The sequence below is a fragment of the Porphyrobacter sp. AAP82 genome (assembly GCF_000331285.1).
GTDB lineage: Bacteria > Pseudomonadota > Alphaproteobacteria > Sphingomonadales > Sphingomonadaceae > Erythrobacter.
On sequence record NZ_ANFX01000014.1, the window covers coordinates 1 to 12800 of the forward strand.

15 protein-coding genes, 1 tRNA gene and 1 pseudogene are annotated in these 12800 nt (G+C 68.1%); 10 read left to right on the plus strand and 7 right to left on the minus strand.

Annotated features, from left to right (window positions below; translation table 11 throughout):
* Positions 1–118: 118 nt before the first annotated feature.
* Together D620_RS0104155 and D620_RS16535 are read left to right on the plus strand one after the other, a co-directional pair.
* A complete protein-coding gene (locus D620_RS0104155; RefSeq protein WP_017664533.1) occupies positions 119–562 on the plus strand; it encodes an NADH:ubiquinone oxidoreductase subunit NDUFA12 in 444 nt (147 codons plus the stop codon).
* A gap of 188 nt (positions 563–750) precedes the next feature.
* Positions 751–987: pseudogene (locus tag D620_RS16535) on the plus strand (DUF2155 domain-containing protein); the annotation flags it as partial.
* 35 nt (positions 988–1022) lie between these two features.
* Here the strand turns inward: D620_RS16535 and aat are convergent.
* Positions 1023–1844 carry a leucyl/phenylalanyl-tRNA--protein transferase gene (aat, locus tag D620_RS0104165; RefSeq protein WP_017664535.1) on the minus strand — a complete coding sequence of 274 codons (822 nt, stop codon included), beginning with the start codon at positions 1842–1844 and terminating at the stop codon, positions 1023–1025.
* A gap of 77 nt (positions 1845–1921) precedes the next feature.
* Here aat and D620_RS0104170 point away from each other — a divergent pair.
* The 5 genes from D620_RS0104170 (at position 1922) to D620_RS16545 (ending at position 3801) form a co-directional block, all read left to right on the plus strand.
* A tRNA-Trp gene (locus D620_RS0104170) sits at positions 1922–1997 on the plus strand.
* A gap of 252 nt (positions 1998–2249) precedes the next feature.
* Entirely contained in the window at positions 2250–2408 is a 159-nt protein-coding gene (locus D620_RS16540) for a hypothetical protein (protein WP_017664536.1), read from the plus strand.
* 194 nt (positions 2409–2602) lie between these two features.
* Complete coding sequence (gene secE, locus D620_RS0104180) at positions 2603–2845, plus strand: preprotein translocase subunit SecE (RefSeq protein ID WP_017664537.1); 243 nt, start codon at positions 2603–2605, stop codon at positions 2843–2845.
* 58 nt (positions 2846–2903) lie between these two features.
* Positions 2904–3440 (plus strand): transcription termination/antitermination protein NusG, encoded by a 537-nt coding sequence (gene nusG / locus D620_RS0104185; RefSeq protein ID WP_017664538.1) that lies wholly within the window; start codon positions 2904–2906, stop codon positions 3438–3440.
* A gap of 184 nt (positions 3441–3624) precedes the next feature.
* Positions 3625–3801: a hypothetical protein gene (locus D620_RS16545; RefSeq protein ID WP_017664539.1), complete on the plus strand. Its 177-nt coding sequence runs from the start codon at positions 3625–3627 to the stop codon at positions 3799–3801.
* Here the strand turns inward: D620_RS16545 and D620_RS0104195 are convergent.
* Both D620_RS0104195 and D620_RS0104200 read right to left on the minus strand, forming a co-directional pair.
* Positions 3798–5468 (minus strand): hypothetical protein, encoded by a 1671-nt coding sequence (locus D620_RS0104195; protein ID WP_017664540.1) that lies wholly within the window; start codon positions 5466–5468, stop codon positions 3798–3800. The two genes, D620_RS16545 and D620_RS0104195, sit on opposite strands and share 4 nt — an antisense overlap.
* A 61-nt stretch (positions 5469–5529) precedes the next feature.
* The gene (locus D620_RS0104200) at positions 5530–6204 is read right to left on the minus strand and encodes a PspA/IM30 family protein (protein ID WP_017664541.1); all 675 of its coding nucleotides are present in this window, start codon (positions 6202–6204) and stop codon (positions 5530–5532) included.
* 436 nt (positions 6205–6640) lie between these two features.
* Here D620_RS0104200 and rplK point away from each other — a divergent pair, with 436 nt between their 5' ends.
* The 3 genes from rplK (at position 6641) to D620_RS0104215 (ending at position 8403) form a co-directional block, all read left to right on the plus strand.
* Positions 6641–7072: a 50S ribosomal protein L11 gene (rplK, locus tag D620_RS0104205; protein ID WP_017664542.1), complete on the plus strand. Its 432-nt coding sequence runs from the start codon at positions 6641–6643 to the stop codon at positions 7070–7072.
* 4 nt (positions 7073–7076) lie between these two features.
* Entirely contained in the window at positions 7077–7769 is a 693-nt protein-coding gene (gene rplA / locus D620_RS0104210) for a 50S ribosomal protein L1 (RefSeq protein ID WP_017664543.1), read from the plus strand.
* Between the two features lie 328 nt (positions 7770–8097).
* Positions 8098–8403 (plus strand): hypothetical protein, encoded by a 306-nt coding sequence (locus tag D620_RS0104215; protein ID WP_017664544.1) that lies wholly within the window; start codon positions 8098–8100, stop codon positions 8401–8403.
* On the opposite strand, the gene D620_RS0104220 is transcribed toward D620_RS0104215, so the two are convergent.
* From D620_RS0104220 to D620_RS0104235, 4 genes are all read right to left on the minus strand, one after another.
* On the minus strand, positions 8362–9264 hold the full coding sequence (locus tag D620_RS0104220) for a GNAT family N-acetyltransferase (protein ID WP_017664545.1): 903 nt from the start codon (positions 9262–9264) through the stop codon (positions 8362–8364). The genes D620_RS0104215 and D620_RS0104220 overlap by 42 nt on opposite strands.
* A gap of 13 nt (positions 9265–9277) precedes the next feature.
* A complete protein-coding gene (locus tag D620_RS0104225) occupies positions 9278–10255 on the minus strand; it encodes a polysaccharide deacetylase family protein (RefSeq protein ID WP_017664546.1) in 978 nt (325 codons plus the stop codon).
* A gap of 78 nt (positions 10256–10333) precedes the next feature.
* Positions 10334–11095 carry a competence/damage-inducible protein A gene (locus D620_RS0104230; protein WP_017664547.1) on the minus strand — a complete coding sequence of 254 codons (762 nt, stop codon included), beginning with the start codon at positions 11093–11095 and terminating at the stop codon, positions 10334–10336.
* A 59-nt stretch (positions 11096–11154) separates the two neighbouring features.
* The gene (locus tag D620_RS0104235) at positions 11155–12663 is read right to left on the minus strand and encodes a flavin-containing monooxygenase (RefSeq protein WP_017664548.1); all 1509 of its coding nucleotides are present in this window, start codon (positions 12661–12663) and stop codon (positions 11155–11157) included.
* Positions 12664–12800: the final 137 nt, after the last annotated feature.

A 12800-nucleotide genomic window follows, 5' to 3' on the forward strand; every position in this document is an offset into this window, starting at 1 on the left:
CGCAGGTGCTCGATCCGGCAGGGATCGAAACGCACCGAGGACGTGCCCGCGGAGGCGGGCACGCAAACAAAGACTCTCCCCTTGGCGCTCCCCGCCAATTCCGCTAATCGCCCCCCTTATGGGAATCCTGATGAAAATCTTCACCTGGTGGGACGGTGCCACCATCGGCACGCACCTGTGGGCGAGCCGCGCAGGCGGCGAACATGTCGGCACCGATGCGGCGGGCAACAAATATTACCGCGCAAGGCCGAAAACTGGGCCCAAGGCCAGCGCCCGTCCGGACGGCTCCTACACCAGCCGCGAGAAGCGCTGGGTGATCTACAACGGCGCCAATGATGCGAGCCGCGTGCCGTCCGAATGGCACGGCTGGCTCCACGGCACCTATGACGAAGTGCCCGAAAGCCACCTTCCCCCGCCGCGCGTATGGGAGGCCGATTACACCCCCAACGCCACCGGCACGGCGGCCGCCTATCGCCCGCAAGGCGCGTTGGAGCGCGGCGGCGTGCGCGCGCGGGCTGTCGGCGATTACGAGGCCTGGACCCCGGGCAGCGCGGACAGCTGAGGGCTGCGCGGGTGAAGCCGCTTCGCCTTGCCGCGCTGCTGGCGCTGCCGCTTTCGCTTGCCGCATGCGACTATTTCGCGCCGTCCTCGGGCGAGGCGGTGAAGGTCTCGCTCGACGATGCCGCCACCCCCGCTCCGGCCGCCGCTGCCGGTCCGGCCGCCCCCGCCAATGACTACGGCGCCACCCCGATGAACGAGCGCGTCGCGGTGCTCGGCCTCCTCAACAAGCGCAACAATGTCTCGGAAGAGATCAAGCTCAAGCCGGGCGAGAGCCGCGAGATCGGTCCGGTGATCATCCGCGTTTCCGCCTGCGAGCGCACCGCGCCCTGGGAACTCCCCCAGCAGACCGGTGCCTTCGTCCAGGTCGACATCCGCGAGCGCGGGGCTGCCCAGCACGCCCGCGTGTTCTCGGGCTGGATGTTCCTCGAAAGCCCGAGCCTCAACGTCGTCGAGCACCCGGTCTATGACGTGTGGGTCAAGGACTGCACGATGCGCTTCCCGGGCGAGGAAGGGCCGGCATCGCCCAAGGCCGAACCCTCGGGCAAGCCGCCGGCTGCGCCATCGGCAGCACCCTCGCCTGCTGCGACCCCTGCCGCCGCGCCCGCGGCATAGCCTTCGCCCGAGGCGAATTGCCGCCAGGCTTCGGCCAGATCCGTCCGCGGCTCGCCGAGCGAGCGCTCCACCAGAGCGCGATAATCGGCCTGCGCCAGTTCGCGCGCGCCCATCGAGCGCAGGTGCTCGGTCATGAACTGGCAGTCGAGCAGCACCAGCCCCACCCGCCGCATCAGCGCCACCAGCCAGGCCAGCGCGACCTTGCTCGCATCGGGCACCCGGCTGAACATCGATTCGCCGCAGAACACCCGCTCGAAGCTCACCCCGTAAAGCCCGCCGACCAGCTCCGGCCAGCCCTCGCGCCCGACCTGCCAGCATTCGACCGAATGGGCGTAACCTGCGCGGTGGAGGCCGAGATAGGACTGGATGATGCGTTCCGAAATCCACGTCTCGGGATGATCGGGGCGCGGCTCGGCGCAGGCGCGGATCACCTGTTCGAACCCGCGATCGACCGTCACCGCGAACCTGTCCGCGCGGATCACCTTCTTCAGGGATTTGCTGAGATGCAGCCCTTCCAGCGGAATGATCGCCCGCTCGCGCGGCTCGACCCAGAACACCTCGGGATCGTCGCGCCGGTCCGCCATCGGGAAGATCCCGCTGCGATAGGCGAGCAGCAGGGTCTCGACCGGGATCGGAGGGCGTTGCGGCGCGTGCATGTCGCGGTGCAGCATACAGTGCGGCGCGCGGCGAGGCAAAGAGGATTGCCTAACTTTCGATGCGACGCTACACGGCCCGCCTCAGCGAGTGCAGGGGTGTAGCTCAGCTGGTAGAGCATCGGTCTCCAAAACCGAGGGCCACGGGTTCGAATCCTGTCACCCCTGCCATTCTTGTTTTTCGAGCCCGCCTCCGCGGGCTCGTCCTCGCGGCTGTTCCTCCGTTTTACTCCGGGCCGCTGCGGGCGCGCGGTCGCGCTTGCGGCCCTGCGGGCCGAATCCGCGCCATAACCGGGCGCGCGTCTCCGGGCCGTGGCCTGCGATCCTTGCGCGTTCCCGCACCCGCCGTTCATCCTATCGCAAGCCCAACCGTGTATTGCTGTCGACGAACCGAAGCGCCGACCCGATTACAGGAGACCAAGGATGAGCGCCTACACCTTCCGTTCCTCGCGTCCCGACCACTGGGTCAGCCCGCGCCCGACCCGCGATCCGGCGCTGGCGCGGGCCATTCACGGCCCGCTGCGTCCGATGCATGACCGCCCGCGCGGGCTCTCGCGGCTGCTGACCCTCGGCCTGGGCTGAGCGCGCGCCGCCAGCGCACCCCCGCGCGACACGATCTTGCAATCGCGCGGCCTTGCGCGTAAGGCCCCTTCTCGTCTCACCGACATCGGCAGATTCCCCAGCCCCTCCGGCGACCTTGTCCCGGACGGCGCGGAGCCCTACCTGAAAGCCGGCCGGACGAGACACGGCGCCATTACGCGAAGGATAAGGCTGGCATGGCCGACAAGATCACCGCCCCCAAGGACGGGGCAGAACCGAAGAAGCCCAAGACCTCGGTGCCCGAGTTCTTCAACCAGGTGCGCGCCGAGACGAACAAGATCGTCTGGCCGAGCCGCGAGGAAACCGTGCGCACGGCGATCTTCGTGTTCATCTTCATGCTGATGCTGTCGGTGTTCTTCCTCGGCATCGACACCATCTTCGGCACGATCGTCAACGCGCTGATCGGCCTGCTCAAGTAGGCCGCGCCTAAGCGCTGCCGCTTTCCCCGACAAGATCATACTGACCCAAGGACGTCCCATGGCCCGCTGGTACATCATTCACGCCTATTCCGGTTTCGAGAACAAGGTGCGCGACGCGATCATCGCCGAAGCCGAACGCCTCGGCCTGTCGGAAGGCGTCGAGGAAGTGCAGGTCCCCACCGAGACCGTCACCGAAGTCAAGCGCGGCAAGAAGGTGCAGGTCGAACGCAAGTTCATGCCCGGCTACGTGCTCGCCAAGCTGAACATGACCGACGACATCTACCACCTCGTCAAGAACACCCCCAAGGTGACCGGTTTCCTCGGCTCGGGCAACAAGCCGCAGCCGATCTCCGAGAAGGAGGCCTCGCGCTATTTCGGCGGCGTCGCCGAAGCGCAGGCCGCGCCCAAGCGCGATATCAGCGTCGACTACGAGATCGGCGATTCGGTCAAGGTCAACGCAGGGCCCTTCGCGAGCTTCAACGGGATCGTGGAAGAGCTCGATTTCGACAAGCAGCGCGTCAAGGTCAGCGTCTCGATCTTCGGCCGCGCGACCCCGGTGGAACTGGGCTTCGAGGAAGTCGAACTGGTGAAGTGATGCATTCCCGGGCCGGTGCCCCCCCTGCGCGGGCACCGGCTTGCGGCAGCTCTGCGGGATAGGCCGAGGCCTTGTCCGCCTGCACCGCCAGTGCGAGGAACGGCTTGCCGCTCGCCGGCAGCATCGCTCCGCATCGGGCCGGGAGATGTTCCATTCCGCGCGAAATCACTTACTCTCGCGCGCGATGCAAACCCGCCCGGGCATCTGCAACCGCAAGCGCCGCTTTGCCGCGCGCGAGGCGGCCGAGGCTGTAGCGCTGGCCGCCGATGTGCCCTTGCGCGCCTACAAATGCGCCGTGTGCAAGGCCTTCCACCTCACCAGCCGCACCAAGGGCCTCAGAGTGCCGCGACCGCCCGCCTAGCGGGGCCCGCGAAAATACTGGGCGAGGTCGTTCCACGAAGCCTCGCACAGTTCGGCATGGCTGTCGGCCTCGACCTCGCGCCAGATCGCGGCGAAGGTCGGGCCGTAATAGCGCTGCACCACTTCGCCCGCAGCAGCCTTCAGCCCCATCCGCGCGAGCGTGAAGTAGAGTGCCGCATCGCCCTGGTCGCGCTTTGATCCCCTGGTCGCCGGATCGGGCGCGCGGGCCTGCCACAGCGCCAGCAGCCGCGCCTTCGCGTCGTCCGGCGCGGCGCTGCCCATCCGCGCAAAGCCGGGGAGGAGCCGCGTCTTGAGATCGCCGTGCTGGCTTTCCAGCCGGTGGAGCAGGATCGCGCGCTCCTGCGGCACGGCGGCATCGAGCCGGGTGTAGATCTCGTCGGTGGCGAGGGTCCAGGGCCGCGCCTGCGCCGGATCGAGCCAGTCCACGATCCGCGCCCGGTGGGGCTCCAGCACCGCATCCGGGAGCGCCGACAGCAGCCGCCACAGATTGCGCCCGTTCTCGCTGGCGCGCAGGTCGCTCGCCTGAAGGATATGGAGGGCCGCGAGGATCCTGTCGGCATAGGGGACGACCACGAGCGGGCGAATGACGAGATGCCGGAACCACCCGTCCCTGACGTGGGTGAGGGGATCGGCGAGCATCGTCCCCAAGATCGCCAGCTCCTTGTCGGCAAGCGCAGTGTCCGACGCATCGATAAGCGCCGCGACCGCCTCTGCCCCCACCGCCCGCGCCGCGACATCGTCCGAGGGCGCAAGCCCCATCGCGCCGGCGACCAGCGCGGCCCCGCCCGCCCTTGTGCCGCCGTCAGCCAGCGGCACAGCGCGCTGGCGCATCCAGCCGGCAAAACCCTGCCACTTGGGCGCGCCGCTGTTGAGCGCGAAGCCGATGATCGGGAAGGGGAAGCGGGCGAGCAGGCGGGCCTCGCCCGAACGCAGCCGGCAGGTCGCCCCGCTGGCCTCGTCAAGCAGGGTGAAGTCCTCGAACTGCACCGGGACGAGCATCCGCCGTTCCGCGCTGCGGTCGCTGGTCACGCGCAGCACCGGCCTTTCGGGTTCTCCCGGGGCGCTGATGATGCCGCACGCGCGCATCGCCCCGGACACCGCAGCGCGCGCGCCGGGGCTGTGCCCGAAACAGGATACCCCGCTCTGCCGCGCCGCCTCGCCGCGTGCCAGAAGGCAGGCTTCGCTCGTGCCGAGGAAATGGACCTGGCCGCCCCGGAACACCCGCGCCAGGGCGTATCCGGCGAGCAGCGGGCCGATGTCGATCTGCAAGCTGCCCTTGCCGTTGACGAGCAGCACATCCTGCCGCGCGGGATCGCAGGCCAGCGCCTGGCCCGCGTTGGCCGCGGCGATCCCGGCAGCAATCCGCGACGCCGCGATCCGCTCCCAGGCGGCGAGAAGATAATAGGCGCCGAAATAGCACCCCGGCAGCGCCAGCCAGACGGGGCTGGCCTGCCCGGTCGCAACCTCCCAGAGGATCCCGGTCATGGCGAGGGTGACGAGCACGCCTGCCCACAGCGGCCCGGCGAGGATCATCAGGAAGATCCCGGTCCACGGAACGGCCTGAAGCGCCAGCACCACCAGCGCGGCGCCGAGAAAGTTCAGCGATGCGGGCGCATCGGCAGGCAGGCCGGGGAGTTCTGCAATCATGCGGCGAACATAGCGCGCAGCCGGTTAACCCCGCCCTCACGCGGCAGATCGCGGCGCGGCCTCAGGCGCGCTTCTTGCTGCCCGCCTTCTTGGCCGCAGCGGGCGCGGCGGCCTTCAATGCGGCGAGTTCGGCCTCGATCGCGCTTGCCTTCTGCAAGTCTGCGATCTCGTCGCCAAGCGAGCCAGGGTCGGGTGCGCCCGCCGGCGCATCGGCAAAGCCGGCGCGGCGTTCGAGCGCTTCGATGCGGTCGATGCGGCGGTCGGTCGCGCTGTCGGCGGCGGCATCGGGGCGCGCGGCGGCGGCTTCGGCCTGCAGCAGTTCGGCGATCCGCGCGGTGATCGCGGCGCGCTTGGCCTCGAGATCGGCGATCACCGCGGCAAGATCGGCGAGCTGCCCGGCGAGCCCGTCGGCGCTCGCGGCGGCCTCGGCGGCCCTGGCGCGTTCGGCCTCGCGGGTCAGCAGCGCGGCGCGGGCGAGATCCTCGCGCCCGTGATCGACGGCAATCTTGGCCTTGCCGGTCCATTCCTCGGCAGCGGCCGCAAGGCGCGCGGCGTTGTCCTGGAGGCGCGACTGCTGGCGCCTGGCCCGGGCGGCATCGCCGTGCAGCGCGATCAGGGTCTCCTCGATTTCCGATTGCAGCAGCCGCAGCATCTTGCGCGGCTCGCCGGCCTTGCTGATGAGGGTATCGACATTGCTCGAGACGATTTCGCGCACACGCACGGCGATGGTGATCATTGTGGGCTCCTGACCGGACAATCCTGCGCGGCCGCCTAGCACGCCGCGCGTTAATGATTGAAGTCGCCCCGAAAGACAATCCGGGCGGGGCGGGGCGGGTTTCATTTTCCTACACCGCCCGGGAGGCGTAATGTGCCGCGCATGGCCCGCCTTTCCGCCCCGTCTCGCACCTGCCGGATTCGCGGGGCTGCGCAAGGGCGGCGTTTTCCGCCCTGGACAGTGTCTCATTGTCTCCTACACGGGCAGGTCTGCGGGCGGGCGGGACGCCGAAGCGCTTGCATTCTGGCTCCGACACGCTATGCGCGCGCCTTCGCTTGCCCACGGGGCAGGCGATTCCGTGCGGGAGCTGCCGGCATGCACAGGCCGCAGCGTTCGACCGCTCACCATGAGCCGCGCCAGCAACAGCGCGGCAACAGTGCGACAGGAGTTAGGCCTCATGGCCAAGAAAATCGAAGGCTATATCAAGCTGCAGGTGCCCGCAGGCTCTGCCACCCCCTCGCCGCCGATCGGCCCGGCGCTGGGTCAGCGCGGCGTGAACATCATGGAGTTCTGCAAGGCGTTCAACGCAGCCACGCAGGAAATGGAAAAGGGCATGCCGATCCCGACGGTCATCACCGTCTACGGCGACCGGTCCTTCACCTTCGTGACCAAGACCGCGCCGGCGACCTACTTCATCAAGAAGGCCGCCAACTTGAAGTCCGGCTCGAAGGAGCCGGGCAAGGTCTCGGCCGGAACCATCAAGACCTCGCAGCTGCGCGAGATCGCCGAAGCCAAGATGGCCGACCTCAACGCAAACGATATCGATCAGGCGATCAAGATCATCGCCGGTAGCGCCCGTTCGATGGGCCTCGAAGTGGTGGAGGGCTAAGCACATGGCAAAGATCACCAAGAAGGCGAAGATCCTCGCCAGCCTCGATCGCGAGAAGCTCTACACCATCGAAGAAGCGCTGGGCGTTTTGCGCCAGTTCAGCGGCAAGTTCGACGAGACGGTCGAAGTCGCCATGAACCTCGGCATCGACCCGCGTCACGCCGACCAGATGGTGCGCGGCATGGTGTCGCTGCCCTCGGGCACCGGCAAGGACGTGAAGGTCGCCGTGTTCGCGCGCGGCGACAATGCCGAAAAGGCGCTGGCTGCGGGCGCTGACAAGGTCGGCGCAGAAGACCTCATGGAAGACATGCTGGCCGGCAACCTCGACTATGGCCGCGTGATCGCCTCGCCCGAGATGATGGGCGTGGTGGGGCGTCTGGGCAAGATCCTCGGCCCCAAGGGCCTGATGCCCAACCCCAAGCTCGGCACCGTGACCCCGAACGTCGCGCAGGCGGTCAAGGACGCCAAGGGCGGCCAGGTCGAATACCGCGTCGAAAAGCAGGGCATCATCCACTCGGGGATCGGCAAGCTGAGCTTCTCGGACGACGCGCTGAAGGCCAACTTCAAGGCGCTGACCGAGGCGGTGGTGAAGTCGAAGCCCTCGGGCGCCAAGGGCAAGTATGTCCGCAAGGTCTCGCTGACCTCCTCGATGGGCCCGGGCCTCAAGGTCGACCTGTCGGAAGTCGAAGGCGCGTAATTTGTGGGGCGAAGCGGCCTTGCGCGGCTTCGCTTCCTTGCTCACACGGCCTGAAGGCCGCGTCGCTGCGGGCGTGAGTCTTTGTCGGCCTATCGCTGCGCTACTTGAGGCTTAACCGGCCTTGCGATCCCTGCGGGATCGATCAGCGCTTTCCTACAGCGCCTTTGACGGAGTAGGCGGGGGTCGGAAGCTGCGCGCTTCCGGCCCCCTTGCCGTTTTCCATAAGTCATTCGGACCCCTTGTCTTGCCGGCGCGTTGTCCCATCTGAAGAGGGCACGCGCGGGCCCTCTCCCCCCCTTTCGCCCGCGTTTGATGAAAGAGGTCGCACATGCCCGTTGCTTCGGAACGTCTCGCCGGATGGCTCTCGCCCAAGTGGCTGGTGGGCGCGGTGGCGGTGGCCGCCTCGGCCTTGCTGGCGAGCTATGATGTACGGCTCGGGATGGCGGCGGGCACGCTGCTTGGCGTGGTCGCGCTGGTGTGGGTCTATCTCGCGGTGCGGTACGGCTCGCTCTCGGGCGCGCCGTCGGTGCGCGCCGCGCTGGTCGAACGCTCGCGCCAGCAGGCCGCGAACCGCGAGCGGGCCGCGCGTGCCTCAGGCGCGCAGGGCAGCGCGGAGCCGGCCGAGAGCGTCTGACCGGCCAGCCAGCGCCTTGGCTCGCGCAACGCCCGCATCGAACACCGCGCGCGCCCCCAGCAGCGTCCGGTTGGCAAGCGTCGGGGTGAGCAGGACGAGGCTTGAGCAGGCCGCGCTGTGCGTCCCGAACAGCGCCTTGTGCGCGCCCTCGCCCTCGGTGAAGTCGAAGAAGGCGAAGCGCTGCTCGGCATAGAGCCGCTCCAGCGCCTCGATCTGTAGCACCGTGCCGGGTGACAGCGGCGCCCAGGCGGGGTCGTAGCCGAGGTGGGCATAGACGAGCGTGCGCCCGCTGACCGGCAGGGCGAGATAGGCGATCGCCTCGGCCCCGGCGTGGAGCAGGAAGGCGCGCATCCGGCCCTCTTCTGCCGCCTCCAGCATGGCGCGGCGCGCGGCCGGATCACCGGGCAGGCCAGCACCCAGCAGCCGCGCCTGATAGGTCCGCGCCGACAGCGGCAGGGCGATGCCGAGGAAGGCCTCGACTTCGGCGGGGGTGCGGTAGGCGGTGACATGGGTGCCCCCCGGCGCGACCTCGGCGAGCTTCCTCGCCTTGCGCCGCAGGGTCGACCGGGTCCTGCCCGAGAAGCCCGCCATATAGGCATCGAAGCCGGCGCCCATGGCGATGTAGTGGCGCCGGTAGTCCTGCCGCCCGCCGGCGAGGCACTGCGGGAAGCGGGCGGTGATCGCGGGGAGCAGCGCGGTGGGGGCGGAGAGCACGCGCACCCCGTCGCGCCCGCCCGCGGGGGCTTCGGGGAGCGCGCCGGCAAGCACGTCCTCGAGGCTGAAGGCCCAGGTCGCGAGGTCTCGCGGCACGCTCGCAAGGCGCCGCGCGCCAAGCGTGAAGTCGATGCCCGCACTTGCCACCGCAGGGCTCTGCCTACAGATGCCCGTAGAGCGCGTTGGAGACGAACTGCTCGGCGATCCGGCGTCCGGTGCGCCACGGGCAGGGCGGGAGCGCGGCGTTCGCGCCGGTCAGATTGAGCCGTGGCGGGGTCTCGGCATAGGTGCCGGTCGCAACCCCGCGTATATGGGCGAGCGCCTTGACCAGCCCGTGGAAGCGGCGGCGCACGATCGGGTTCACGGCTTGGCGGCGGCGGTTGATGAGCTCGAAGGAGTGGCTGACCAGCGTGAAGCCGTCCCGCCCGGTATCGCGCGCATGGCGGATCGCGCCGAGGATCTCGGGCAGCGTCAGCGCGGTGATCTGCGCATGCCTGAGCCCGCCGCCCAGCGTGCCGATCGCGCCGACGGGGACTTCGAGCAGGCCCATACGGCCGACCGGCTCGCGGTCTTCGGGGCCAAGGCCGATGCGACAGGCCCCGCTGCCGGCGAGCGCCGGGCAATGGCTGGTGTCGTAATCGAGCCCGATCGTCGCAAGCGCCCGCAAGGTATCGTCATTGGCGCCGTAATTGCCCGCACGGAACGCGACCGGCTTGGGCGCCCCTGCGGCGATCAGCATGGCGCGCGCGTAATCGAGGATCCGGCATTGCTCCTCGAAGGGAAAGTCGGCGAGGTTCCTGCCGGTCATCCCCGAGGCCAGCGGGCAGGCCGCGCCGGCAAGGCCGAGCCATTCGGTGTGGCAATGAAGCTGGACGTCCTGCCCGGCGGCGAGGATCGGCGCGACGATGTCCTCGATCGCGGCCACGCCCCACACCAGCGCGGGCATGGGGTCGACGAAGAACACCGCCTTCTGCCCGTATTGCGCCAGCAGCTCGAGCTTGTGGGTGATCCCGGCGGGACCTTCCGGCGTGAGGCAGGCGATCGAACGGGTGTAGTTTTCCGCGCGGTCGCCTGCCCCCGGGCCGGTATAGAGACCGGAGGAGTATTCGGTGTCGATCGTGATGAACACACGCGTCATGCACCGGCCCTAGCACCCAAGGGTTAAGGCGAGGTGATGATGTCTCCTGACACGCTCCGGCGCCCGTGGGCGAGGGGGTCAGATGCCGCCGCGCGTGACCGGGTGTCCGGCTGCCGCCAGCCCTTCGGCAAGCGCGGTGCAGCAGGCCGCAAGATCATCGGCGCTGACCGAGCGGACCACGAAATTGGCCCCCACCCGGCCCTCGCGGAAGAAGGGGTAGGAGCCGATCTGGCAGGTCGCGTAAGCCGCCTCGGTCTGGCGTAGGATGTCGGCGACCTCGCTTTCGGGAATCCACCCGCCGAGCGTTTCCGACAAAAGCGGCGCGCCGCCTTCGAGCGCGCCGGTCAACGCGTCGAGCATTCCGGCGGTGATGTGCGGGACACCTGCCATGAGAAAGATGTTGCCGCGCCGGATGCCGGGCGCGCCCGACATGCGATTGGGGATGAGCTCGGAGCCCTCGGGCACCCGCGCCATCCTGAGGCGCCCCTCGTTGAGGCCGCCGCGGGTGGCGTAATAGCGCTCCAGCATCGCGCGCGCATCGGGATGGATGACTACCGGGACGCCCAGTGCCGCTGCCACCGCATCGACGGTGATGTCATCGTGGGTCGGCCCGATCCCGCCGGTGGTGAAGAGGTAATCGTTGGCGGCGCTCAGCGCATTGACCGCCTCGACGATCCGCGCCTCGATATCGGGCACCACCCGCACCTCGGCGAGGCGGATGCCCTGCACCTGAAGCCAGGAGGCGACCTGCGCAATATTCTTGTCCTGCGTGCGGCCGGAGAGGATTTCGTCGCCGATGACGATAAGCCCGGCGGTCCAGATTTTGTCAGAGACGGTCATGGGGGTTGGTTAGGCGAAGGCGGGCGCAATCGGAAGAGATTACCGCCCGCCTTTCGACCTTATTCCGCCGCTTCCAGCTGCTCCTCGCCGCGCTGTGCGTTGGCACCGGGCTTGGTGAAAGTCAGGATGCCGTCGGTCAGCGGGTCGTCCTTCATGCGCTTCCTGTCGACCACATATTCCTGGTTCAGCCGCCACGGGTAGCTCACCGAGTTCCTCGGCATGATGTGCTTGCCGCGCTGGATGTAGCCGCTCGAGAAATCGAAGACGTCATCCTCGGTGATCGCGGCCTCGGCGGCCGGGGTCAGCACCGGGGTGGCGATGCTTGTGCCGGTCTTGCGCATATGTTCGAGCACGCGGCACACATAGTCCGAATTGATGTCGGCGCGCAGGGTCCAGCTGGCATTGAGGTAGCCGAACACCACCGCAAGATTGGGCAGGTTCGAGAACATGCAGCCCTTGTAGTAGAACCGGTCGTGGAACTTCACCGCCTCGCCATCGACCGCCACGGCGATCTTGCCGGCGACCGCGAGCTTGAGGCCCGTCGCCGTCACGACGATGTCGGCAGGCAGGAAGGTGCCGTCGGCGAGGCGCACGCCGCCCTTTTCGAACCTGGCGATATGGCCGGTGACGACATCGGCCTTGCCCGCCTTCATCGCGGTGAACAGGTCTTCGTCGGGCACCAGGCACAGGCGCTGTTCCCACGGCTTGTAGGGCGGAGTGAAGGTTGCCTTGTCGTAATCCGGGCCGAGCGAGGCTTCGATCTTCTTGTAGAGCGCGTCGATCACCTTCTGCGGCTTGTCGCGCGCCAGTTTGAAGCTGAAGTCCTGCATCTTGATGTTCTTGAACCGGGTGATCCGGTAGGCGAGCTTTTCGGGCAGAACCGCGCGCAGGAAATTGGCGATCGCATCCTTGGCGGGCCGCGTGAACATCCATGTCGGCGTGCGCTGGAGCATCGTCACGTGCGCGGCCTCCTTCGCCATCGACGGGACGATGGTGACCGCAGTTGCGCCCGATCCGATCACGACCACCTTCTTGCCCTTGTAGTCGAGGTTCTCGGGCCAGAACTGCGGGTGGAGCACCTGGCCCTCGAACTCGCCGAAGTCGAAGCCGGGGTCATAGGGCTCATCGTAATCGTAATAGCCTGCGCCAAGGTAGAGGAAATTGGCGGTCAGGCGGGTGCGCGACCCGTCGGCCTTTTCCATCTCGACATGCCAGCGCGCGTCATCGTGGCGGAAGTCGGCCGAGATGACCTTGTGGCCGAAGCGGATATGCTGGCGGATGCCGCGTTCATCGACGATCCGGTCGAGATATTCGAGGATCGCGGGCGCATCGGCGATCGACTTTTCGTGCCGCCACGGCTCGAAATCGAAGCCCAGGGTATGCATGTCGCTGTCCGAGCGGATGCCGGGGTAGCGGAACAGATCCCACGTGCCGCCCAGATTGTCGCGGCGTTCGATGATGGCGTAGCTGTGGCGGGGCGCCTTCATCTCCATGTGTGCAGCCATGCCGATGCCGGAAATCCCGGCACCCACGATCAGCACATCAAAGTCGGGCGGTGTTGCGAGCATGACGGGCCTCTCTCTCCCTTGTTGACACTGATGTAACCACAGCATTTGCGCAAAAGCGAGTCTCGAATGGCAAATTGCAACCGATTAGGTTCAAGCGCGGAGGTGACTTGCGCCGAGGCTGGCCCTAAGGGCTCCGG